Annotated in this window: 21 protein-coding genes, 1 tRNA gene and 1 pseudogene; 21 read left to right on the top strand and 2 right to left on the bottom strand. The window is 61.8% G+C overall.

Features of this window, described 5'->3' with window-relative positions:
- From NKI01_RS29610 to NKI01_RS29530, 17 genes and pseudogenes are all read left to right on the top strand, one after another.
- Window positions 1-84 (top strand): EF-Tu C-terminal domain-related protein (locus tag NKI01_RS29610; RefSeq protein ID WP_455749504.1); only part of this gene is annotated, 84 nt, incomplete at its 5' end.
- Between the two features lie 150 nt (window positions 85-234).
- Window positions 235-1,920: a COG3904 family protein gene (locus NKI01_RS29605; protein ID WP_023721630.1), complete on the top strand. Its 1,686-nt coding sequence runs from the start codon at window positions 235-237 to the stop codon at window positions 1,918-1,920.
- 21 nt (window positions 1,921-1,941) lie between these two features.
- Window positions 1,942-2,040 (top strand): annotated as a pseudogene (locus tag NKI01_RS29600) (EF-Tu C-terminal domain-related protein); the annotation flags it as partial.
- Between the two features lie 223 nt (window positions 2,041-2,263).
- The gene (locus tag NKI01_RS29595) at window positions 2,264-4,051 is read left to right on the top strand and encodes a COG3904 family protein (protein ID WP_352965675.1); all 1,788 of its coding nucleotides are present in this window, start codon (window positions 2,264-2,266) and stop codon (window positions 4,049-4,051) included.
- Window positions 4,052-4,156: 105 nt separating this feature from the next.
- The gene (locus tag NKI01_RS29590; RefSeq protein WP_352792041.1) at window positions 4,157-4,639 is read left to right on the top strand and encodes a group II truncated hemoglobin; all 483 of its coding nucleotides are present in this window, start codon (window positions 4,157-4,159) and stop codon (window positions 4,637-4,639) included.
- Window positions 4,640-4,769: 130 nt separating this feature from the next.
- Complete coding sequence (locus NKI01_RS29585; protein ID WP_352965672.1) at window positions 4,770-5,285, top strand: hypothetical protein; 516 nt, start codon at window positions 4,770-4,772, stop codon at window positions 5,283-5,285.
- Between the two features lie 77 nt (window positions 5,286-5,362).
- Window positions 5,363-5,438 (top strand) — tRNA-Trp (locus NKI01_RS29580).
- A gap of 366 nt (window positions 5,439-5,804) precedes the next feature.
- Complete coding sequence (gene secE / locus NKI01_RS29575; RefSeq protein ID WP_023721668.1) at window positions 5,805-6,008, top strand: preprotein translocase subunit SecE; 204 nt, start codon at window positions 5,805-5,807, stop codon at window positions 6,006-6,008.
- Window positions 6,009-6,035: 27 nt separating this feature from the next.
- Window positions 6,036-6,563 carry a transcription termination/antitermination protein NusG gene (gene nusG / locus NKI01_RS29570; RefSeq protein WP_006333333.1) on the top strand — a complete coding sequence of 176 codons (528 nt, stop codon included), beginning with the start codon at window positions 6,036-6,038 and terminating at the stop codon, window positions 6,561-6,563.
- A gap of 159 nt (window positions 6,564-6,722) precedes the next feature.
- On the top strand, window positions 6,723-7,151 hold the full coding sequence (rplK, locus tag NKI01_RS29565) for a 50S ribosomal protein L11 (protein ID WP_023680440.1): 429 nt from the start codon (window positions 6,723-6,725) through the stop codon (window positions 7,149-7,151).
- Window positions 7,152-7,155: 4 nt separating this feature from the next.
- Entirely contained in the window at window positions 7,156-7,854 is a 699-nt protein-coding gene (gene rplA, locus NKI01_RS29560) for a 50S ribosomal protein L1 (RefSeq protein WP_352485033.1), read from the top strand.
- Window positions 7,855-8,245: 391 nt separating this feature from the next.
- Window positions 8,246-8,764 (top strand): 50S ribosomal protein L10, encoded by a 519-nt coding sequence (rplJ, locus tag NKI01_RS29555; protein WP_008875657.1) that lies wholly within the window; start codon window positions 8,246-8,248, stop codon window positions 8,762-8,764.
- A 54-nt stretch (window positions 8,765-8,818) separates the two neighbouring features.
- Entirely contained in the window at window positions 8,819-9,196 is a 378-nt protein-coding gene (gene rplL, locus NKI01_RS29550) for a 50S ribosomal protein L7/L12 (RefSeq protein WP_023680442.1), read from the top strand.
- Window positions 9,197-9,478: 282 nt separating this feature from the next.
- Window positions 9,479-13,615: a DNA-directed RNA polymerase subunit beta gene (rpoB, locus tag NKI01_RS29545; RefSeq protein ID WP_352496503.1), complete on the top strand. Its 4,137-nt coding sequence runs from the start codon at window positions 9,479-9,481 to the stop codon at window positions 13,613-13,615.
- Window positions 13,616-13,746: 131 nt separating this feature from the next.
- A complete protein-coding gene (gene rpoC / locus NKI01_RS29540) occupies window positions 13,747-17,943 on the top strand; it encodes a DNA-directed RNA polymerase subunit beta' (RefSeq protein ID WP_352965669.1) in 4,197 nt (1,398 codons plus the stop codon).
- 84 nt (window positions 17,944-18,027) lie between these two features.
- Window positions 18,028-18,693, top strand: a complete 666-nt coding sequence (locus NKI01_RS29535) for an O-methyltransferase (RefSeq protein ID WP_023721672.1) — start codon at window positions 18,028-18,030, stop codon at window positions 18,691-18,693.
- Window positions 18,694-18,731: 38 nt separating this feature from the next.
- Window positions 18,732-19,103, top strand: a complete 372-nt coding sequence (locus NKI01_RS29530; protein ID WP_352965667.1) for a hypothetical protein — start codon at window positions 18,732-18,734, stop codon at window positions 19,101-19,103.
- Window positions 19,104-19,139: 36 nt separating this feature from the next.
- On the opposite strand, the gene NKI01_RS29525 is transcribed toward NKI01_RS29530, so the two are convergent.
- Together NKI01_RS29525 and NKI01_RS29520 are read right to left on the bottom strand one after the other, a co-directional pair.
- Window positions 19,140-20,069, bottom strand: coding sequence for a Gfo/Idh/MocA family protein (locus tag NKI01_RS29525; protein ID WP_352587583.1), 930 nt, complete (start codon window positions 20,067-20,069; stop codon window positions 19,140-19,142).
- Between the two features lie 124 nt (window positions 20,070-20,193).
- Complete coding sequence (locus NKI01_RS29520) at window positions 20,194-20,475, bottom strand: transcriptional regulator (protein WP_352643661.1); 282 nt, start codon at window positions 20,473-20,475, stop codon at window positions 20,194-20,196.
- Between the two features lie 462 nt (window positions 20,476-20,937).
- Here NKI01_RS29520 and rpsL point away from each other — a divergent pair, with 462 nt between their 5' ends.
- From rpsL to NKI01_RS29500, 4 genes are all read left to right on the top strand, one after another.
- On the top strand, window positions 20,938-21,309 hold the full coding sequence (rpsL, locus tag NKI01_RS29515) for a 30S ribosomal protein S12 (protein ID WP_006333356.1): 372 nt from the start codon (window positions 20,938-20,940) through the stop codon (window positions 21,307-21,309).
- Window positions 21,310-21,394: 85 nt separating this feature from the next.
- Window positions 21,395-21,865 carry a 30S ribosomal protein S7 gene (gene rpsG / locus NKI01_RS29510; RefSeq protein WP_008875664.1) on the top strand — a complete coding sequence of 157 codons (471 nt, stop codon included), beginning with the start codon at window positions 21,395-21,397 and terminating at the stop codon, window positions 21,863-21,865.
- A 30-nt stretch (window positions 21,866-21,895) separates the two neighbouring features.
- Complete coding sequence (gene fusA, locus NKI01_RS29505) at window positions 21,896-23,986, top strand: elongation factor G (RefSeq protein WP_023680448.1); 2,091 nt, start codon at window positions 21,896-21,898, stop codon at window positions 23,984-23,986.
- Between the two features lie 67 nt (window positions 23,987-24,053).
- Window positions 24,054-24,297 (top strand): GTP-binding protein (locus NKI01_RS29500; RefSeq protein WP_352484577.1); only part of this gene is annotated, 244 nt, incomplete at its 3' end.

Raw genomic sequence — 24,297 nt, 5'->3', positions numbered from 1 at the left:
GCCATGGAAGAGAAGCTGCGCTTCGCCATCCGTGAAGGCGGCCGCACCGTCGGTGCCGGCATCGTCGTCACCATCAAAGAGTAATCAACGCCGGCGTTGCCGGTCGAGATCGAATGCGAAAGGGCGGTCTTCGGGCCGCCTTTTTGATTCGAATAGATTAACCGCCTTGCTTCAAATCCTGTTGCAAGCGCCTCTGCCGTAACTAGTATAGGTTGCATCGAGGGGGCTGCCCGAATGGTTCCATGGCGCCGTTTGCATAGTCAGGCATTGTGGTCGTTAGGGCTGATCTGCCTGGTGTCGTTGCTCGCCTTGGGCCACGCTGCCTTCGCAGCCGATGCCAAGAAATCCACGCCGGAAAAATCCACGCCGGATCTCGGCCCGACGATGCGGTTCGTTGTCGTCCGCAGCAGCGCGCCGGGCTGCGAGCCGACCTGTCCGGAATGGATATCGGCGGAAGGCTCGATAGAAGCCGGCACGCCGGCCCTGTTCAAACGCACGCTGAAGGCGCTTGGCGGCCGAAAGCTGCCGATCGTCGTCGATTCCCCCGGCGGCAATGTCGAAGCGGCGCTGACACTTGGTCGCCTGATCCGCAAGAACAAGCTCGATATCGCCGTCGGCAAAACCCGGTTCGTCGGCTGTCTGCCAGATGTGAAAAACTGCAAGGAAAAGGACGGCAAGGGCGCCCGTTATTTCGGCAATGCCTATGCCGACGGCGCCATCTGCAATTCCGCCTGTCCGTTGATGTTTTCCGGTGGCATCCGGCGCGTGGTCGGGGAATGGGCCTTTCTCGGCGTCCATCAGATCACCACGACCTATATCCGGACGAAATTGCTGTACCGCACCACCTACCGCGTGGTGAAGGGTAAGAAGAAGATCCTCAGCACCAAGGTCGTCAGCCGGAAGAACGCCGGCAGCTACAAGACCTACGAGATGAACAAGCCGCTGGAGCGGAAGCTGGCGGCCTATCTGAAGGAGATGGGCGTCGGCCTGGGCGTGCTCGAGACCATGAAAGGCACGCCGGCCAGCAGCATCCAGCAACTGGTTCCCTACGACATGCTGCAAATGAATCTCGTCACCAGCTTGGATGCCGTCGACCTGCTGACCGCGCCAACCCTATGCAAATCCGATCCGTTGCCGGCGAGTTGTAGGGAGCTGCCGGCGCCGGCGAATGTCGCGAAGCCGGCCGGCGAAGTGGTGGCGAACGCCGAGCCTGCACCCGCAGGGCACGAAACCACGCGGCCGAAGGAGGCCGCAGACATGCGCTTCGTCCTGGTCCGCGGCAGCAATCCGCTTTGCAATCCCAACTGCCCGGAATGGATCTCGGCCGAAGGCACAATTACCGCCGACACGCCCGAAAAACTGCGCCAACTGCTGGACGGCGTCGGCGACCGGCGTCTGCCCATCGTCATCAACTCGCCGGGTGGTGATGTGCTCGGTGCTTTGGCGGCCGGAAGGCTGATCCGCGAACGCAAGCTCGACGTCACCGTGGCGCGGACAGATTTCATTGGCTGCGAACCGCGGCAGGCCGACTGCACGGCCGAAGACGGCGTCTATAACGGACTGACGGTCGATGCTGGCGGCGCGTGCGGCTCGGCCTGTCCGATCATGCTCGCCGGCGGTGTCAAACGCCTCGTCGGCCCGCGTGCACAGTTGAGCGTGCATTCGGTAGGGCAGGAGCAAAAGGTCAAGGCCTATCTCGAGGACATGGCCATCGGCCCCGGTCTGTTTACCGCAATTCAGCTGAATTCAGTCGAACGGCAGCTCGAACTCGACAGGATGCTGAAATACGGGCTGACAACCGGGCATCAATCGGCAGACGAATTGACAGGCCCCGGCATCTGCAGATCGGAGCCACAGCCCGAGAACTGCCGCGAAGCCTCGGGCGCCAAGGCTCAGGCCAGCACGCCGGTCAAATCGTAAGGCGGGCTTGATAGCTGCGAGCTGATCGTGCCGATCGCCATGGAAGAGAAGCTGCGCTTCGCCATCCGTGAAGGCGGCCGCACCGTCGGTGCTGGCGTCGTCGTCACCATTATAGAGTGATCGGCGCCGGCATTGCCGGTCGATGCGAAAGGGCGGTCTTCGGGCCGCCTTTTTCGCTTACTGACTCGAGGCAGAACAATCTTGCGCGGGTGTTTCAAAGCTATTGCAACCACCATTGCCGCAACTATTATAGGTTGCATCAAGGGGGCTTTTGCCAAGCGTGGTTTCGGGACGCCGTTTAGATAGCGTGGCAAGGTGGTGGCGCGGGCTGCTGGTTATTGCCATGGCGATGGCTGCCTTCGCCGCAAAGGCCGAGGATGTCTTCCCGAAATGGTCCGATCCGACGACTTGGACCGATCCGAAGCTATTATCCGATGATCTCTCGCCGATGCGATTCGTCGTCGTGCGCAGCAACGCGACCGGCTGCGAGTCTAACTGTCCGGAATGGATTTCGGCAGAAGGCGCCATCGAAGCGGGCACGCCAGCGCAGTTCAAGCGCATATTGAAGACGCTCGGCCGCCGCAAACTGCCGATCATCGTCAATTCCCCGGGCGGCAATGTCGATGCTGCGCTCCAGCTTGGTCGAATAATCCGCAAAAACAAGCTCGATATCGCCGTCGGTACGACCAAGTTTTCCGATTGTTGGCCCGGGATGAAAGATTGCCGGGCCAATGACGGCAAGGGCGCAGCATATTTCGGCACTGCGTCTGACGGGGGTGCCATGTGCAACTCCGCATGTCCGCTGATGTTTGCCGGAGGCGTCGGACGCGTGGTCGGCGGTTGGGCCTATCTAGGCGTCCATCAGATCACTACGACCTATTTCCGCACAACACGGCACTATCGAACCACCTATCGAGTTGTGCGGGGCAAAAAATATAGGATCACCACAGAAACCATCACTCAAGACAATGCCGGCTACAAGACCTATGAGATGAGCAAGGCGCTTGAGAGGAAACTTTCGGCCTATCTCAGGGACATGGGTGTCGGACGGGGCGTAATCGACAGAATGAAGGCCACGCCCGCCAGCGACATCCGGCAGATCGCCCTCGACGACATGCTGACGATGAAGCTGATCACCAGCAGGGACTCCCTCGACATACTTACGCAGGCGGGCATATGCCAGCGGAGTCCTGCGCCGCCGAACTGCAGGGAGGTCCCTGCGAATGCCAAGCCGGCCAAGGTGGCAGCAATCGAAGCGAAGGCCGGACCGTCTCAGCCGGCTCAAGTCCCACTTTCTCACCTGGCCAAGGAGGCACCTGCTCAGCCGGTCGAGGCAGTGCCAGGAAACGAGGCGCCGGACAAGGGCTTCATACTCGTTCGCGGCAGCGATCCGATGTGCGAGCCCCACTGCCCGGAATGGATGTGGGCTCGGCCGCTCGTGGCAGTGCCGGGGAACGGGGCACCCGAGATGCGCTTCGTTGTGGTTCGCCGCAGCAATTCGTCCTGCAATCCCGACTGCCCGGAATGGATCTCGGCACAAGGCGTAATCACGAGCCAAACCCCGCAGAAGCTGGGCCAGTTGCTCGCTACGCTTGGCAGCCGGCGGCTGCCTATAGTGGTGAGCTCGCGAGGCGGCGACTTGTTCAGCGCTCTGGCGATGGGGCGACTTATCCGTGAAAAGAAGCTCGACGTCGCCGTTGCCCGTACCGATTTCGTTGGCTGCGACCCGGAAGAGTGGAATTGCTTGGCCAAAGATGGCGCCTATGCCGGAGTGGCCAGCGATGCGAAAGGCGACTGCGATTCGGCCTGCGCGCTGATGCTGGCTGGGGGCGTCAGGCGGCTTGTCGGTCCACGGGCGCTACTCAGCCTTTACCTGATGGGACAAGCCCAGCTGATCAAGGCTTACCTTGACGAGATGGCAATCAACCGTGATCTGTTCATGACGCTTCAGCGCATTTCGGTCGAGCGTCAGCTCGAACCTGACGTGATGCTGAGGGCCGGACTGACGACTGGGCCGCAATCAGTGGACGAGCTGACCGGTGCCACCCTGTGCAGATCGGTGCCGAAGCCTGACAATTGCCGCGTGGTGCTCTCGCCCAATGCGCAGGCCGAGGCGCCCGCCAAATTGTAGGGGCGCGTCGGTTTCGGAAGCTGGCCATCGAGACAGGTTGAGCGATGCTGGATGTTTCCGCTATCGTCCGGCGTGGTAGAAGACCAGCCAGGCGAGGGATCGCAAATGAGCCAGGACGTCCCGACATTGTTCGAATGGGCCGGCGGCACCGAAGCGCTGAACCGCCTGACCCAGACCTTCTACGACAACGTCTCTCGGGATCCCATTGTCGGGCCGGTGTTCAAGCATATGTCGGCGGACCATCCGGCCCACGTCGCGGCCTTCATCGGCGAAGTTTTCGGTGGACCGAAAGCCTACAGCGAAAAGCATGGCGGCCATCGCGAGATGGTGATGCATCATCTTGGCAAGCATCTGACCGAGGAGCAGCGCCGGCGCTGGATCAATCTCCTCGCCGACGCCGCCGACGAGATCGGGCTGCCTGACGATCCCGAATTCCGCTCGGCCTTCATGGCCTATATCGAATGGGGATCGCGGCTGGCCAAGATGAACTCCAACAAAGGTCCGACCTGCGATCCCGAGGCGGAACCAATGCCGGTCTGGGGTTGGGGCGTGCCGGGCGGCCCCTACAAGCCGCCTTCGGGAAACTGACCGGGCGTGAATCGGTCGAAAACCCTGCCGGCCAGGAAAACGGGTGGCTATGGAGGTCTCGGTCCTCCAGGCTAACGGTTTAAAGTCGCCGTCGACTGGCGGGGCCTCACTGAAAACCGGAGACTTTGCGATGAGATCGGAAGGCAAGAAAAATTCAGGCAGCACCTTTGACGGCAACCGCGGAACCCGAAACCCGTTCGGTGTCATGGATGTCCCCACTCCCGACGACGAGGAGGTGTCGGCGTTCGCCGCCGGCGTAAAACTGGAGGGAACTGCAAGCGATGAAAACGCCGAAGCCTGGGGCACCGAAAGCGACGGCGACCGCAACGACACCATCGAAGGCAGGTGGTCCAGCCGATGGAACGGCGGTGCCGACCCCACGATTCCAGGCGATAGCAAGGGTAAATGGAAGTCTGGCCGGGGCGAGCTGACGACGGCGGGAGAGAGAGTTTACCTACTGTTCGATTGGCATGATGGCGTGCGCAAGGGGCTCATTGATGCGCGGCGCGTCAGTGCGAAAGGGCTGGTTGGAAAATATATCAATCTGACCGACCCACAAATCGTGCGTCCCTGGGTCGGTTTGGTCGTCAGCAATCAACGGATCGACGGGAAATGGCCGGGAGGACGCCTCGACTTTCGAAGATGAAGGCTGGGCAGCGCACACCGCTCTTTACAGAGCGCGCGGAAGCTTTTAGGAAGCGCCTGCTGCGCCGACATGCGCATACGGGCATAGCTCAGTTGGTAGAGCGGCGGTCTCCAAAACCGCAGGTCGTAGGTTCGAGCCCTGCTGCCCGTGCCATTCCTACGAATGGATACCTAAAAAACGATTCTTTTGCAGCGCAGCCTTTGAAAACCGGCTTGTGACTTGCCATATAGCATAAGTTGCGGCATAAGGGCCGCATAGCCGGGACGGGACGACTGGATGGTTCCGAGGCGGCGTTTGGTCATAAAGCGGACACTTGCCACTTGCGTGGATCAAGAATCGGTTTTATGTAGACGAAACAGACACGCGACGCGTGGAGCTGGGAAGCCGGCTTTACGCGTCTGATTTGCATGGGCGAAATGATTGCGCTGATTCGGCGCGAACGCACGCTCAAGCGGCACGTCCCGGCCAGCGGGATCATCCAGGAGACCCGGCCAACGGGTCTTGCAGACAGAGCGGCATATGGCTTCGAAAACCACAAATCCTTTCACCTTTCTCCAGCAGGTTCGCGCGGAGACTGCCAAGGTCACTTGGCCGTCGCGGCGCGAAACGGTGATCTCGACGGTGATGGTCCTTGTGTTCGCGGTCATCGCGATGATCTTTTTCTTTACCGCAGACGTGGCCATGGGCTTTGCGGTCGAAAAAATCCTCGGCCTCGGACAGTAAGTCCGGCGATTACGGAGAAGTCTTAAAATGACCGCGCGGTGGTACATCGTCCACGCCTACTCGAACTTTGAAAAGAAGGTCGCCGAGGACATCGAGAACAAGGCCAAGCAGAAGGGCCTGTCCGCCGACATCGAGCAGATCGTGGTGCCGACCGAGAAGGTCGTCGAGATCCGCCGCGGCCGCAAGGTCGATGCCGAGCGCAAGTTCTTTCCGGGCTATGTGCTGTTGAAGGCCAATCTGACCGATGCCGTGTTCTCGCTCGTCAAGAACACGCCGAAGGTCACCGGGTTCCTGGGCGACTCCAAGCCGGTGCCGATCACCGAAGCCGAAGCCCAGCGTATCCTGAACCAGGTTCAGGAAGGCGTCGAGCGGCCGAAGCCGTCGGTGACGTTCGAGATCGGCGAAGCGATCCGCGTTTCGGATGGACCATTCGCGTCGTTCAACGGTTTCGTCCAGGAAGTGGACGAGGAGCGGGCGCGGCTCAAGGTGGAAGTATCGATCTTCGGGCGCGCCGTGCCGGTCGATCTGGAATTCGGACAGGTCGAGAAGGGCTGATCCGAAATCCCTGCACCGGTTTCGGCGGCAGGGAAGGCGGCGCGGAGATCGCGCGGCCAAAACGGGTGGGAGGCGAATGCGGCTTTAGCCGGCCGCGCGGACCGCACCACCAGACTGCAACCGCCGGCAAGACCGGCATGAGAAAAGGCAGGAAGAGAGATGGCTAAGAAAATTGCAGGCCAGCTCAAGCTCCAGGTTTCCGCGGGATCGGCGACGCCGTCGCCCCCGATCGGCCCGGCGCTTGGTCAGCGTGGCATCAACATCATGGAGTTCTGCAAGGCGTTCAACGCGCAGACCCAGGAAATGGAAAAGGGCTCGCCGGTTCCGGTCGTCATCACCTACTACCAGGACAAGTCGTTCACCTTCGTCATGAAGACGCCGCCGGTGAGCTACTTCCTGAAGAAGGCCGCGAACCTGAAGTCGGGCTCGAAGGAGCCGGGCAAGGTCAAGGCCGGCACGATCGGCCGCGACAAGGTGCGCGCCATCGCCGAGCAGAAGATGAAGGATCTGAACGCAAACGACGTCGAGGCGGCCATGCGCATGGTCGAGGGCTCCGCCCGCTCGATGGGTCTGGAAGTGGTGGGCTGAGATCATGGCAAAGATTGCAAAGCGTGTATCGCAGACCCGCGAAGGCATCGATCCCAACAAGGCTTACGCTTTGGGTGAGGCGCTGAAGCTGCTCAAGGATCGCTCCTCGGTGAAGTTCGACGAGACCATCGAAGTCGCGATGAACCTCGGCGTCGACCCCCGCCATGCCGACCAGATGGTCCGCGGCGTGGTCAACCTGCCGAACGGCACCGGCCGCAGCGTTCGCGTCGCCGTGTTCGCGCGCGGTGACAAGGCCGAGGAGGCCAAGGCCGCCGGCGCCGACATCGTCGGAGCCGAGGATCTGGTCGACATCGTCCAGAAGGGCACGATCGACTTCGACCGCTGCATCGCCACGCCGGACATGATGCCGCTGGTCGGCCGTCTCGGCAAGGTGCTCGGCCCGCGCGGCATGATGCCGAACCCGAAGGTCGGCACCGTCACCACCGACGTGGCCGCCGCCGTGAAGGCATCGAAGGGCGGCGCCGTCGAGTTCCGCGTCGAGAAGGCCGGCATCGTTCATGCCGGCGTCGGCAAGGTCTCGTTCGACGTCAAGGCGCTGGAAGAGAACGTCCGCGCCTTCGCCGATGCGGTGACCAGGGCAAAGCCGGCTGGTGCCAAGGGCAATTACGTCAAGAAGGTGTCGGTCACCTCGACGATGGGCCCGGGCCTCAAGCTCGACGTCTCGACGCTCGCAGCGTCCTGATACGAACAATTGGATCGGCCGCTAAGACGCTGATCCGTGAAAGAATTCCGGGCCTCCGACCTGTCGGCGGCCCGGTACCGGAAGTCGAAAGGCTTCCGGACATCCTGTCCGAGATTGCAGGCGGCCCCCAAGCCTTAGGTGATGTGGGCCTTAATTCATGTGGGCCTGCATGAGACGGGTGAAGACCGGACAAAGGAGCGAACGCTCCAATGAAAGGTTCGAACCGTGTTTGCCTTTTGTCTGCGCACCGTCCGGCTTGCCGGCAGGTGTGGCGAAAGGGGGCAGGATCCTCGAGCGTCGTTCGGGAGATCCGTTACTGGATGGCCCGGCCGGCAAAAGGCAACCCGACGCCTGTCCTTCGTAGAGGGCAGGGGTCAACTGGAGATAGGCAGTGGACAGAGCGGAAAAACGCGAACTCGTCACGGGCCTGAATGATGCGTTCTCAAGCGCTGGTTCAGTCGTCGTGGCCCACTACGCCGGTATCACCGTCGCGCAAATGAACGACCTTCGGTCGAAAATGCGCGCCGCCGGTGGCACCGTCAAAGTCGCGAAGAACCGTCTCGCCAAAATCGCTCTTCAGGGCACGGACTCCGCATCGATCATCGAGCTGTTCAAGGGACAGACGCTGATCGCCTATTCGGAGGATCCGATTGCGGCGCCGAAGGTCGCGTCCGATTTCGCCAAGGGAAATGACAAGCTCGTCATTCTCGGCGGCGCAATGGGCACCACCTCGCTCAACGCCGACGGTGTGAAGGCACTCGCCACACTTCCGTCGCTCGATGAGCTGCGCGCCAGGCTGGTTGGCATGATCGCCACGCCGGCAACCCGGATCGCCCAGATCGTCAATGCGCCTGCGGCTTCGGTCGCGCGCGTCATCGGCGCTTACGCCCGGAAGGACGAGGCGGCATGAGGCCGTTCCTCGCTATCACAAACACACGTTCGAACCTTATGAAGGAACATTGCAATGGCTGATCTGGCAAAGATCGTAGACGACCTTTCGAAGCTGACCGTCCTCGAGGCGGCCGAGCTGTCGAAGCTTCTTGAAGAAAAGTGGGGCGTTTCCGCCGCTGCTCCGGTGGCGGTTGCCGCTGCTGGCGGCGCCGCGGCCGCTGCTGCTCCGGTCGAGGAAAAGACGGAATTCGACGTCGTCCTCACCGAAGCAGGCGCTCAGAAGATCAACGTCATCAAGGAAGTTCGCGCCATCACCGGTCTTGGCCTCAAGGAAGCCAAGGACCTGGTCGAGGCGGCTCCGAAGCCGGTCAAGGAAGCCGTTTCCAAGGCCGACGCGGACAAGTTCAAGGCCCAGCTGGAAGCAGCCGGCGCCAAGGTCGAACTGAAGTAAGCGTTGAGTACCGGCGGACGGCGTCGCGCCGTCCGCCACTCCCTTCACGTCGAGGGGAGGCTCATGGCGCGAAGAGTGCGAAAACCTCTTTCCTGAGGGCCGCAAACCGGCCTTCAGGAAACGGGTTTTCTCCCGTTTCTGGCCCACCGCCAATTGGTGGTGGGTGAAAAGACAAGAAGCCGCCGACAGGCGGCGGGCAACAAGACAGGGCCGCCGAGGTGGCCCGAGATGCAAGGCGAGCCGCGGCGAGGCTCGTCCCGAGAATTGAGCTAAGGAGCGACGATGGCCCAGACCCAGACTTTCAATGGCCGCAGACGCGTACGCAAATTTTTCGGAAAGATCCCGGAAGTTGCGGAGATGCCGAACCTGATCGAGGTTCAGAAGGCATCCTATGACCAGTTCCTGATGGTGGAGGAGCCCAAGGGTGGGCGTCCTGACGAGGGGCTGCAGGCAGTTTTCAAGTCGGTCTTCCCGATTTCCGATTTTTCCGGCTCCTCGATGCTGGAATTCGTGAAATACGAGTTCGAAGGACCGAAATTCGACGTTGACGAATGCCGTCAGCGCGACCTGACCTATGCGGCGCCGCTCAAGGTGACGCTGCGCCTCATCGTGTTCGATATCGACGAGGATACCGGCGCGAAGTCGATCAAGGACATCAAGGAGCAGGACGTCTACATGGGCGACATGCCGCTCATGACCTTGAACGGCACCTTCATCGTCAACGGCACCGAGCGCGTCATCGTCTCGCAGATGCACCGTTCGCCGGGCGTCTTTTTCGACCATGACAAGGGCAAGTCGCACTCGTCCGGCAAGCTTCTGTTTGCCGCGCGGGTCATTCCCTACCGCGGCTCGTGGCTCGACATCGAGTTCGATAGCAAGGACGTCGTGCACGCCCGTATCGACCGCCGCCGCAAGATTCCGGTGACGTCGCTGCTGATGGCGCTCGGCATGGACGGCGAAGAGATCCTGTCGACCTTCTACAACAAAATCACCTACAAGCGCGCCGGCGACCATTGGCGCATTCCCTTCAACGTCGAGCGTTTCCGCGGCCTCAAGGCCGTTGGTGACCTGGTTGACGCCGACACCGGCGAGGTCGTCGTCGAGGCCGGCAAGAAGATCACTGCCCGCCAGGCCAGGGCGCTTGGCGAAAAAGGTCTCAAGGCGATCAAGGCGACCGACGAGGATCTGCTCGGCAACTACCTTGCCGAGGACATCGTCAACTATGGCACCGGCGAGATTTTCCTCGAAGCCGGCGACGAGATCGATGAAAAGACGCTGAAAGTGCTTCTCGGCACCGGCGATGACGAGATCAAGGTTCTCGACATCGATCACGTCAATGTCGGCGCTTATATCCGCAACACGCTCAACGTCGACAAAAACGAGAGCCGCCAGGACGCGCTGTTCGACATCTACCGCGTCATGCGCCCCGGTGAGCCGCCGACGCTCGAGACCGCCGAAGCCATGTTCAACTCGCTGTTCTTCGACAGCGAGCGCTATGATCTTTCGGCCGTCGGCCGCGTCAAGATGAACATGCGCCTCGAGCTCAAGGCCGAGGATACCGTGCGCGTGCTGCGCAAGGACGACATCCTGGCCGTGGTCAAGACGCTGGTCGAACTGCGCGACGGCAAGGGCGAGATCGACGACATCGACAATCTCGGCAACCGCCGCGTGCGCTCGGTCGGCGAGCTGATGGAGAACCAGTACCGCGTCGGCCTGCTGCGCATGGAGCGCGCGATCAAGGAACGTATGTCCTCGATCGAGATCGACACGGTGATGCCGCAGGACCTGATCAACGCCAAGCCGGCGGCTGCCGCCGTGCGCGAGTTCTTCGGTTCCTCGCAGCTGTCGCAGTTCATGGATCAGACCAACCCGCTGTCGGAGATCACCCACAAGCGCCGCCTGTCGGCGCTTGGACCGGGCGGCCTGACCCGCGAGCGTGCCGGGTTCGAGGTGCGCGACGTGCACCCGACGCATTACGGCCGCATCTGCCCGATCGAGACGCCGGAAGGCCCGAATATCGGCCTGATCAACTCGCTTGCGACCTTCGCGCGTGTCAACAAATACGGCTTCATCGAGAGCCCGTACCGCAAGATCGTCAACGGCAAGCTGACCAATGAGGTCGTCTACCTGTCGGCTATGGAAGAGGCCAAGCACCACGTCGCGCAGGCCAATGCCGAGCTCGACAAGAATGGTCATTTCGTCGACGAATTCGTCATTTGCCGTAACGCCGGCGAAGTGATGATGGCGCCGCGCGAAAACGTCGATCTGATGGACGTGTCGCCGAAGCAGATGGTGTCGGTGGCCGCGGCCCTGATTCCGTTCCTTGAGAACGACGACGCCAACCGCGCGCTGATGGGCTCGAACATGCAGCGTCAGGCCGTGCCGCTGGTGCGCGCCGAAGCGCCGTTCGTCGGCACCGGCATGGAGCCGATCGTCGCCCGTGACTCGGGCGCCGCCATCGGCGCCCGCCGCGGCGGCATCGTCGACCAGGTGGACGCGACGCGTATCGTCATCCGCGCCACGGAAGATCTCGATCCCGGCAAGTCCGGCGTCGATATCTACCGGCTGATGAAGTTCCAGCGTTCGAACCAGAACACCTGCATCAACCAGCGTCCGCTGGTGCGCATGGGCGACCGGGTCAACAAGGGCGACATCATCGCCGACGGCCCGTCGACCGAGCTCGGTGATCTGGCCCTCGGCCGCAACGTGCTGGTCGCGTTCATGCCGTGGAATGGCTACAACTACGAGGATTCCATCCTCTTGTCCGAGCGCATCGTCGCCGACGACGTCTTCACCTCGATCCACATCGAGGAGTTCGAAGTCATGGCCCGCGACACCAAGCTCGGGCCGGAGGAGATCACGCGCGATATCCCGAACGTCTCGGAAGAAGCGCTGAAGAACCTCGATGAGGCCGGCATCGTCTACATTGGTGCGGAAGTGCAGCCGGGCGACATCCTGGTCGGCAAGATCACGCCGAAGGGCGAAAGCCCGATGACGCCGGAAGAAAAGCTGCTGCGCGCCATCTTCGGTGAAAAGGCCTCGGACGTGCGCGATACCTCCATGCGCATGCCTCCGGGAACCTTCGGCACCGTCGTCGAAGTGCGCGTCTTCAACCGCCACGGTGTCGAGAAGGACGAGCGCGCCATGGCGATCGAGCGCGAGGAGATCGAACGCCTCGCCAAGGACCGCGACGACGAGCAGGCGATCCTCGACCGTAACGTCTATTCGCGCCTTTCCGACGTTCTCGTCGGCAAGGAGGCGATTGCCGGGCCGAAGGGCTTCAAGAAGGGCTCGAAGCTGTCGAAGGACACGCTCGACGAGTATCCGCGTTCGCAGTGGTGGCAGTTTGCCGTGGAGAACGAAAAGCTCCAGAGCGAACTGGAAGCCCTGCGTGGCCAGTACGACGATTCCAAGAAGGCGCTCGAGCAGCGCTTCATGGACAAGGTCGAGAAGGTGCAGCGCGGCGACGAGATGCCTCCGGGCGTCATGAAGATGGTCAAGGTCTTCGTGGCCGTGAAGCGCAAGATGCAGCCCGGCGACAAGATGGCCGGCCGGCACGGCAACAAGGGTGTCGTGTCGCGGATCGTTCCGGTCGAGGACATGCCTTTCCTCGAGGACGGCACGCATGCCGACATCGTGCTCAACCCGCTGGGTGTGCCGAGCCGCATGAATGTCGGCCAGATCCTGGAAACGCATCTGGGCTGGGCTTGCGCCGGAATGGGCAAGAAGATCGGCGATCTGATCGATGCGTACAAGACGGCGGGCGACATCAAGCCGCTGCGCAAGACGCTTGAGAGCTTCATGCCGGCCAATGACCGCAACGAGCCGGTCCGCGAATATGACGACGAGAGCATCGTTCGCCTCAGCGAGCAGATGCGCCGCGGCGTCTCCATCGCGACACCGGTGTTCGACGGCGCGCACGAGGCCGACATCAACATCATGCTGGAGCAGGCGGGCCTGCACACCAGCGGTCAGTCGCAGCTCTATGACGGACGCACCGGCGAACCGTTCGATCGCAAAGTGACGATGGGCTACATATATATGCTCAAGCTTCACCACCTTGTGGACGACAAGATCCACGCGCGTTCGATCGGGCCGTACTCGCTCGTTACCCAGCAGCCGCTGGGCGGCAAGGCGCAGTTCGGTGGCCAGCGCTTTGGCGAGATGGAGGTCTGGGCGCTTGAAGCGTACGGCGCCGCCTACACGCTGCAGGAGATGCTGACGGTGAAGTCGGATGACGTCGCCGGCCGCACCAAGGTCTACGAGGCGATCGTCAGAGGCGACGACACATTCGAGGCCGGCATCCCCGAGAGCTTCAACGTTCTCGTTAAGGAAATGCGGTCTCTCGGCCTCAATGTCGAGTTGGAGAACACCAAGCTCGACGACAACCCGATCCGGCTGCCCGACGCGGCCGAGTAAGCAAGACGTCCGGCCGCGGCCTTCCCGCGACCGGACGCACCAAATTCTCGGCCGATGGCCGATCAAGTCGGCGGGCGTTTGGCCCGCGCTAGATGCAAGGGGTTTTCGAGGACCCCGAAAAGGAGAACGGCATGAACCAAGAGGTCATGAATCTCTTCAACCCCCAGGCGCCTGCGCAGGTGTTCGATTCCATCCGGATCTCGCTTGCCAGCCCTGAGAAGATTCTGTCCTGGTCATTCGGCGAGATCAAGAAGCCGGAGACCATCAACTACCGCACCTTCAAGCCGGAGCGTGACGGCCTGTTCTGCGCGCGCATTTTTGGTCCGATCAAGGACTATGAGTGCCTGTGCGGCAAGTACAAGCGCATGAAGTACAAGGGCGTCATCTGCGAGAAGTGCGGCGTCGAAGTCACGCTGTCGCGCGTCCGCCGCGAGCGCATGGGCCATATCGAGCTGGCGGCACCGGTCGCCCACATCTGGTTCCTGAAGTCGCTGCCGTCGCGCATCGGCACGCTGCTCGACATGACCCTGAAGGACATCGAGCGGGTCCTTTACTTCGAGAACTACATCGTCACCGAACCCGGCCTCACCGCGCTGAAGGAGCACCAGCTGCTCAGCGAGGAAGAGTACATGATGGCCGTCGACGAATATGGCGAGGATAGTTTCACCGCCATGATCGGCGCCGAGGCGATCCACGACCTGCTGGCCGGCATGGACCTCGAGAAGATCGCCGGCGATCTGCGTTCGGAACTGGCTTCGACCACCTCCGAGCGCAAGCAGAAGAAGTATCTGAAGCGTCTCAAGGTCGTCGAGAACTTCATGGAATCCGGCAACCGTCCGGAATGGATGATCATGAAGGTGGTTCCGGTGATCCCGCCGGATCTGCGTCCGCTTGTCCCGCTGGACGGCGGCCGTTTCGCTACGTCGGATCTGAACGACCTCTACCGCCGCGTCATCAACCGCAACAACCGCTTGAAGCGGCTGATCGAGCTGCGCGCGCCCGGCATCATCGTGCGCAATGAAAAGCGCATGCTGCAGGAAGCCGTCGATGCGCTGTTCGACAATGGCCGCCGCGGCCGCGTCATCACCGGCGCCAACAAGCGTCCGCTGAAGTCGCTGTCCGACATGTTGAAGGGCAAGCAGGGCCGGTTCCGCCAGAACCTGCTCGGCAAGCGCGTCGACTATTCCGGCCGCTCGGTCATCGTCACCGGTCCCGAGCTCAAGCTGCACCAGTGCGGCCTGCCGAAGAAGATGGCGCTCGAGCTGTTTAAGCCCTTCATCTACGCCCGTCTCGACGCCAAGGGTTACTCCTCGACCGTCAAGCAGGCGAAGAAGCTGGTCGAAAAGGAGCGTCCGGAGGTCTGGGATATCCTCGACGAGGTCATCCGCGAGCATCCGGTGCTGTTGAACCGCGCGCCGACGCTGCACCGCCTCGGCATCCAGGCGTTCGAGCCGATCCTGATCGAAGGCAAGGCGATCCAGCTTCACCCGCTGGTCTGCACGGCCTTCAACGCCGACTTCGACGGCGACCAGATGGCGGTCCACGTGCCGCTGTCACTGGAAGCGCAGCTCGAGGCTCGCGTGCTGATGATGTCGACCAACAACATCCTGCACCCGGCTTCCGGCGCGCCGATCATCGTCCCGTCGCAGGACATGGTTCTCGGTCTCTACTATCTGTCGATCGTCAACCAGAACGAGCCGGGCGAGGGCATGGTGTTTGCCGATATGGGCGAGCTCCAGCATGCGCTCGAGACCAAGGCGGTAACGCTGCATTCCAAGATCAAGGGGCGCTTCCGCACGGTCGACGCCGACGGTAAGGTCGTATCGAAGATCCACGACACCACGCCTGGCCGCATGATCATCGGCGAGCTGCTGCCGAAGAACGTCAACGTGCCCTACGAGACCGCCAACCAGGAGATGACCAAGAAGAACATCTCCAAGATGATCGACACCGTCTACCGCCATTGCGGTCAGAAGGAGACGGTCATTTTCTGCGATCGCATCATGGCTCTCGGCTTCAGCCACGCCTGCCGTGCCGGCATTTCGTTCGGCAAGGACGACATGCTGATCCCGGATGCCAAGATCAAGCTGGTGTCCGACACCGAGGCTTTGGCCAAGGAATACGAGCAGCAGTACAATGACGGCCTGATCACCCAGGGCGAGAAGTACAACAAGGTCGTCGACGCCTGGGCCAAGTGCTCGGAAAAGGTCGCCGACGAAATGATGGCCCGCATCAAGGCGGTCGAGTTCGAGGACAACGGCCGTCAGAAGCCGATGAACTCGATCTACATGATGTCGCACTCCGGTGCGCGCGGCTCGCCCACCCAGATGCGCCAGCTCGCCGGCATGCGCGGCCTGATGGCCAAGCCTAGCGGTGAAATCATTGAGACGCCGATCATCTCGAACTTCAAGGAAGGCCTGACCGTGCTCGAGTACTTCAACTCGACCCACGGCGCCCGCAAGGGTCTGGCCGACACCGCCTTGAAGACGGCGAACTCGGGTTACCTGACGCGTCGTCTTGTCGACGTGGCGCAGGACTGCATCGTCAACTCGCTCGACTGCGGCACCGACAAGGGCCTCACCATGCAGCCGATCGTCGATGCCGGTCAGGTCGTCGCTTCGGTTGGTCAGCGCGTTCTCGGCCGCACCTCGCTCGACGATATCACTCACCCGGTCACCGGCGAGGTTCTGGTCAAGGCCGGAACGCTGATGGACGAGCGTGACGTGGAACTGATCGAAAAGGCCGGTGTGCAGTCTGTCCGCATCCGTTCGGCGCTAACCTGCGAGGTCAGGGTCGGCGTTTGCGCGGTCTGTTACGGACGCGATCTGGCCCGCGGCACGCCTGTCAACCAGGGCGAGGCTGTCGGCGTCATCGCGGCGCAGTCGATTGGCGAGCCGGGCACCCAGCTCACCATGCGTACCTTCCACATGGGCGGCACGGCGCAGGTGGTGGATTCCTCGTTCCTTGAAGCCTCGTACGAGGGCAAGGTCGAGATCCGCAACCGCAACGTGGTGCGCAACTCCGACGGCCAGCTGATGGTCATGGGTCGCAACATGGCGGTGCTGATCCTCGACGAGGCCGGCAAGGAACGCGCCACGCACCGCGTCACCTACGGTTCGCGCATCTTCGTCGACGATGGCGACAAGGTGAAGCGCGGCCAGCGTATTGCCGAGTGGGATCCCTATACCCGCCCGGTCCTCACCGAAATCGAGGGCAGGGTGGCGTTCGAAGATCTGGTCGATGGCATTTCCGTTCAGGAAACCGCCGACGAATCGACCGGCATCACCAAGCGCGAGGTCATCGACTGGCGTTCGACGCCACGCGGCAACGACCTCAAGCCGGCGATCGTCGTCCAGGATGCCAAGGGCAAGGTCGGCAAGCTGTCGAAGGGTGGCGACGCCCGCTTCCTGCTCTCGGTCGAGGCCATTCTTTCGGTCGAACCCGGCGCACAGGTTCGCCCCGGCGACGTGCTGGCGCGTATTCCGATGGAAAGCGCCAAGACCAAGGACATCACCGGCGGTCTGCCGCGTGTGGCCGAACTGTTCGAGGCACGCCGTCCGAAGGATCACGCCATCATCGCCGAGATCGATGGCACGATCCGCTTCGGTCGCGACTACAAGAACAAGCGCCGCATCATCATCGAGCCGCATGACTCGACGCTTGAGCCGGTCGAATACCTGATCCCGAAGGGCAAGCCGTTCCATCTCCAGGACGGCGACGTCATCGAGAAGGGCGACTATATCCTCGACGGCAATCCGGCGCCGCACGACATCCTGGCGATCAAGGGCGTGGAGGCGCTTGCCTCCTACCTCGTCAACGAGATCCAGGAGGTCTACCGCCTGCAGGGCGTGTCGATCAACGACAAGCACATCGAGGTGATCGTTCGCCAGATGCTGCAGAAGGTCGAGATCACCACGCAGGGCGATTCGACCTACATTCCGGGCGACCACGTCGACGTGATCGAACTGGAAGAGGTCAACGAGCGCCTGGTCGAGGAGGGCAAGAAGCCGGCCGAAGGCCAGCCGGTGCTGCTGGGCATCACCAAGGCCTCGCTGCAGACGCCGTCCTTCATCTCCGCCGCCTCCTTCCAGGAGACGACGAGGGTGCTGACCGAAGCTGCGGTTGCCGGCAAGACCGACATGCTGCAGGGGCTGAAGGAAAACGTCATCGTCGGCCGGCTCATCCCGGCCGGCACCGGCGGCACGATGAGCCAGATCCGGCGCATCGCCACCTCGCGCGACGAGTTGATCATCGACGAGCGCCGCAAGGCGTCCGGCGTCGAGGTCGCCGAGCCGATGCTGACCGACATGGTTACCGCCGCCCAGTAAGCGCGCAAGTAAGAGAAGATAGAAAAGGGGCCCAAGTGGCCCCTTTTCGCATTGTGGTTCCCCAATCGGATCGGAGGACAACGGATGAGCAGGAGGATCTGGGCTTCTGTCGACGGCTACATTGTCGAGGCTCTTTTCGAGGCGGATCCCGCCCTCGATGCCGTTCTGGCGGCCAACCATGACCACGGCCTACCGCCGATCGATGTTTCCCCGGCACAAGGCAAGCTGCTGTCACTTCTTGCGCGAATGCAGGGAGCGAAGAAGGTACTCGAAATCGGCACGTTGGGCGGCTACTCGACAATCTGGATGGCGCGAGCGTTGCCCGTGGACGGCAAGGTCGTGACGCTCGAGCTTGATCCGCACCACGCCAGTGTCGCGCGGTCGAACTTTGAACGGGCAGGGGTATCTGACCGCGTGGAACTGCGGGTCGGACCGGCGCTTCAATCGCTTGCCGCGTTAGGCGCCGAGAATGCCGGGCCGTTCGACTTCATCTTCATCGACGCCGACAAGCCGAACAACCAGCACTATCTGTCCTGGGCGATGCGTCTTTCGAGGCCGGGGACTGTCATCGTCTGCGACAATGTCATCCGTGACGGCGCGGTGGTGAACGAAGATGGCCGCGACGCCAATGTCGAAGGGGCACGCGCGGCGTTCTCGTTCATTGGCAGCGACAAGCGTCTGCAAGGTACCGCGATCCAGACTGTTGGCGCCAAGGGCTATGACGGCTTTGCAATAGCGATCGTCAGTTGAAGCTGCCACCGGCGGCTGGCTTTTTAAGGAATCGGCAATTGAACGAGGCGACCATCTGGGAATTGATCAACACTGGCCGAGATCGTATGAGCTTTGGGCAGCGAAGGCTTTGGGACCTGATCAAGATCGATCCGGAAGAATGGCTGCATCACTCTCCTGCTGGGAGTGATCATCGCATCTGGGTCGTAGCGTTGATCGGCCGGAGCGTGATTTCTTACAATGACATTGAAGGTGGTTTCGGCCGCTCAAATTTCATTCGATATGGAGAAATCACCGAGCTTGGCTGGGGGCAGGCCGATCTCGAGGTGGCGGTTCAACATGTCATGAGCGAACTTGAACAAGGACACCGGACGGCTCCCGTTGCTTCTGCGCGTCGTCCGGGAGAATTCCTGGACCGCAAGCCAAGATGATCCGGAACATTCAAGGTCGCTCTACCGGGGTCAGTGTCAGTCAAAAAAAGCTTCGACCACATTGCGCTTGCCGAGCATGAAGGCGTCGGCGACGTGCTGGAGCGGCGCGAGGTCGACGTCGGAAACGCCGGCGCGCACGATCTCGGCGAAGCGCTTGTAGAGCATCGGATATTCGGCTTCCGGCTCCTCGTGAACGACGCGGCCATCGATGGCGAGCTTTGAGCCGCCGCCAGAAAGCACCATCGATCCGGCCTCGGTATCGGCCAGGATGTCCCAGCTTTGCGGCCCGGTCTGGCGCCAGTCGAGTTCCATCGTCACCGGCAGACCGTTCGAAGTACGGAAGACGATATGGGCGGCGATCGGGGCCGCGCGGTTTTCGGGGAAATCGAGTTCTGCCGAACTGATGAACATCGGTGGCAGGATGTGGGTGGCGATCGACAGCGCGTTGATGCCGGGATCGAAGACGCCAAAGCCGCCGGGAGCCCAGATCCATTCCTGATTCGGATGCCAGCGGCGCACGTCTTCCTTCCAGTTGATGGCGGCCGACCTGATCGTAGTCGAGCTGAGGAATGTACGCGCTGCTTCGACGGCCGGCGCATAGCGCGAGTGCCAGCTGGCGAACAGGCAGACGCCGTTCGCCACCGCCAGCGCTTTCAAATCCTCGACCTCGCTGACCGTGGCGCCGGGCGGTTTTTCCAGGAAGACATGCTTTTTCGCCGCCAGCGCCGTGCGCGCGGCGTCGTAGCGAAACTGCGGCGGCATGCATAGCGACACCGCCTCGAGTTCGGGCGTTGCGTCGAGCATCGCCTCGATCGTCGGGAAGTTCGGGATGTCCTCCACTTTGCCATGGCGGCTGGCTGCGGCAACCAGGCGATAACCCTGGTCCTTCGCCAGCGCCGGCAGATGCTGGTCGCGGACGATCTTTCCCACGCCGACGATGCCGAGCTTGATGGGATTAGAAGACATGGGAGCTCCGCAGGTTGAGTGTGCTTGGTTTTGCCAGAGGTCGTTTCTTAGCAGAGAAGTTGTGGCGGGCAAGTCGCCGGGCTTTTGTCGCCGGCTCGTGAGATCGACCGCGATTCAGATCTCTTCAGATCGGCACATCGAACGTCACGATCGACACTTCGCCTTCGAGCGCGCCCTGATAGGCGGACAGATGCGGTTCCTCGTCGGGCACGCCGTCCATGTCGCCGATCTGGTCGAGCTCGGCCTCGGCATAGCCTTCGGCGGCAAGCGATTCGAGAGCACGGCGCACCGCAGAATCGTCGTCCGGCGCGACCAGCATCAGATGCACGCCTTCCGGCTTACCGCCTTTGCGCTTCCACACCCGGCCGGTAATAATGGTGACTGGGCGCTCCTCATTGTCATTCACGGGTTCGTACCTCCGGGCGAGGGGGTTTGGGCTGTTCATGCCGCCTTTTCGCACGAAGCACGGCCCGGAAACAGCCGCAAGCCGGTCACTTTCTGCCTTCCTCTTGAAAAACGGCGCAAGAAAATTACATGCATTTTTCGCATGGCTGCCACGCCTCGGTTTCAGCGCAATATTTGCCGCTCCGGGGTTGACGGACAGTGGCCATACGAGTAGAAGCCGCCCAGTCAGAACCGATGTGAGGCTCTTGCTTCCGAAGCGACACGCTTTGGAGTTTGCCTCAAACAGGGTTCGTTTTACGAGCGAAAAGACATTTCCGGCGTGCATGAAGCGGCTTCCGCTTCCTCTGCCATTTGTTCGGGCAAGACCGCGAGGCGCGGTTTGTGGCCCGAATTTGCGTATGGAAATGACGCTTTGAGCGGCCCTGACCGGGCGAGACACGGAATTGAGAGACAAGAGGGTTTAATGCCTACCGTCAACCAGCTGATCCGCAAGCCGCGCATTGCGCCGGTGAAGCGCAACAAGGTCCCGGCCATGCAGCAGAACCCGCAGAAGCGGGGCGTCTGCACGCGCGTCTACACCACGACGCCGAAGAAGCCGAACTCGGCGCTGCGCAAGGTGGCCAAGATCCGCCTGACCAATGGTTTTGAAGTGATCGGTTACATCCCCGGCGAAGGCCACAACCTTCAGGAGCACTCGGTGGTGATGATCCGCGGCGGTCGCGTCAAGGATCTTCCGGGCGTCCGTTACCACATCATCCGCGGCGTGCTCGACACGCAAGGCGTGAAGAACCGCAAGCAACGCCGTTCGAAATACGGCGCCAAGCGTCCGAAGTGACCGAAGCGTAGCCAAGGTCGTTCCGGGCGGCGTCAAGCGACGATCCGGGATCCAGGCCACCGCGTAGAATTGAGGCAGAGAAAAAATGTCCCGTCGTCACAGTGCAGAAAAGCGTGAGATCAATCCGGACCCGAAGTTCGGCGATCTGATCGTCACCAAGTTCATGAACGCCGTCATGTATGACGGCAAGAAGTCGGTTGCCGAGACCATCGTCTACGGCGCGCTCGACCAGGTCCAGTCCAAGACCAAGCAGGAACCGGTCACCGTCTTCCATCAGGCGCTCGACAATGTCGCGCCGCATGTGGAAGTGCGTTCGCGCCGCGTCGGCGGCGCCACCTACCAGGTTCCGGTCGACGTGCGCCCCGAGCGCCGTCAGGCATTGGCCATCCGTTGGCTGATCGCCGCCGCCCGCAACCGCAACGAGACCACTATGGTCGACCGCCTCTCCGGCGAGCTGATGGACGCGGCCAACAACCGCGGCACCGCCGTCAAGAAGCGTGAAGATACCCACAAGATGGCAGAAGCCAACCGCGCTTTCGCGCACTACCGCTGGTAAAGCGCGAACGAGACTGAAGAGGCACCTCCCATGGCCCGCGAATATAAAATCGAAGACTACCGCAATTTCGGTATCATGGCGCATATCGACGCCGGCAAGACGACGACCACCGAGCGCGTCCTCTATTACACGGGCAAGTCGCACAAGATCGGCGAAGTCCATGACGGCGCTGCAACCATGGATTGGATGGAGCAGGAGCAGGAGCGCGGCATCACCATCACGTCGGCCGCCACCACGACCTTCTGGAAGGGTCGCGACGGCAAGATGCATCGCTTCAACATCATCGACACCCCCGGCCACGTCGACTTCACCATCGAGGTCGAACGTTCGCTGCGCGTGCTCGACGGCGCCATCGCGCTGCTCGATGCCAATGCCGGTGTCGAGCCGCAGACGGAGACCGTCTGGCGCCAGGCTGACAAGTACCGCGTGCCGCGCATGATCTTCTGCAACAAGATGGACAAGATCGGCGCCGACTTCTACCGCTCGGTCGAGATGATCGGTTCGCGCCTCGGTGCGCATGCCGTCGTCATGCAGCTGCCGATCGGCGCCGAGACCGAGTTCAAGGGTGTCGTCGACCTCGTTGAGATGAACGCGCTGGTCTGGCGCGACGAGACGCTGGGCGCTGCCTGGGACATCGTCGAGATCCCTGCCGACCTCAAGGCTCGTGCCGAAGAGTACCGCGAGAAGATGATCGAGGCCGCCGTCGAAATGGACGAAACGGCGCTCGAGAATTACCTCGAAGGCAAGATGCCGAGCAATGACGAGATCCGTGCGCTCATCCGCAAGGGCACGATCGCGGTGAAGTTCTATCCGATGTTCTGTGGCTCGGCCTTCAAGAACAAGGGCGTGCAGCCGCTGCTCGACGCCGTCGTCGAATATCTGCCGTCGCCGGCCGATGTCCCGGCCATCAAGGGCGTCGACGCCAAGACCGACGCCGAGATCGAGCGTCATGCCGACGACAACGAGCCGCTGTCGATGCTCGCCTTCAAGATCATGAACGACCCGTTCGTCGGTTCGCTCACCTTTGCCCGCATCTATTCGGGCAAGCTCACCAAGGGCATCTCGGTCGACAACACCGTGAAGGGCAAGAAAGAGCGCATCGGCCGCATGCTGCAGATGCATGCGAATTCGCGCGCCGACGTCGAAGAGGCTTTTGCCGGCGACATCGTCGCCCTCGCTGGTCTCAAGGACACGACCACCGGCGACACGCTCAGTGATCCGCTGCATCCGGTCATCCTCGAGCGCATGGAATTCCCCGATCCGGTCATCCAGATCGCCATCGAGCCGAAGACCAAGAACGACCAAGAAAAGATGGGCCTCGCCCTTCACCGCCTGGCCGCCGAGGATCCGTCCTTCCGCGTCAAGACCGACGAGGAAAGCGGCCAGACGATCATCTCCGGCATGGGCGAGCTTCACCTCGACATCATCGTCGACCGCATGCGTCGCGAGTTCAAGGTCGAGGCCAATGTCGGCGCGCCGCAGGTGGCCTATCGCGAGACGATCACTCGCAAGCACGAGCAGGACTACACGCACAAGAAGCAGACCGGCGGTACCGGCCAGTTCGCCCGCGTCAAGATCCTGTTCGAGCCGAATCCGGAAAGCAGCGAATTCGAGTTCGAAACCAAGATCGTCGGCGGCGCTGTGCCGAAGGAATACATCCCCGGTGTCGAAAAGGGCATCAACAGCGTCATGACCTCGGGCCCGTTCGCCGGCTTCCCGATGATCGGCGTCAAGGCGACGCTGATCGATGGTGCCTACCACGACGTGGACTCTTCGGTTCTGGCCTTCGAAATCGCCGGCCGCGCCTGCTTCCGTGAAGCAGCGCCGAAGTTGGGCGTGCAGTTGCTCGAGCCGATCATGAAGGTCGAAGTGGTGACGCCGGAAGATTACGTCGGCAGCGTCATTGGCGACCTGAACGGCCGTCGCGGCCAGATCCAGGGCCAGGAAGCCCGTGGCGTCGCGGTGGTCATCAACGCGATGGTGCCGCTCGCCAACATGTTCAAATACGTGGACAACCTTCGCTCGATGAGCCAGGGCCGCGCGGCCTACACGATGCAGTTCGACCATTACGAACCGGTCCCGACCGCGGTCGCCCAGGAAGTCCAGAAGAAATACGCGTAACTCGAAACGAGTTGCACCAGTAACTTAATTCAAGGCCCGCACGGGCTGGCAGGAATGGAGAGATCACATGGCAAAAGGTAAATTCGAGCGCACCAAGCCTCATGTGAACATTGGCACGATTGGTCACGTTGACCATGGCAAGACGTCGCTGACGGCGGCGATCACCAAGTATTTTGGCGAATACAAGCGCTACGACCAGATCGATGCGGCGCCGGAAGAAAAAGCGCGCGGCATCACCATTTCGACGGCACACGTCGAATACGAGACGGCTGCCCGCCACTATGCCCATGTCGACTGCCCCGGCCACGCCG

This window comes from Mesorhizobium sp. M0815 (genome assembly GCF_040319995.1).
Taxonomy (GTDB): Bacteria; Pseudomonadota; Alphaproteobacteria; order Rhizobiales; family Rhizobiaceae; genus Mesorhizobium.
This window is presented reverse-complemented; position numbering and strand designations above follow the sequence as displayed.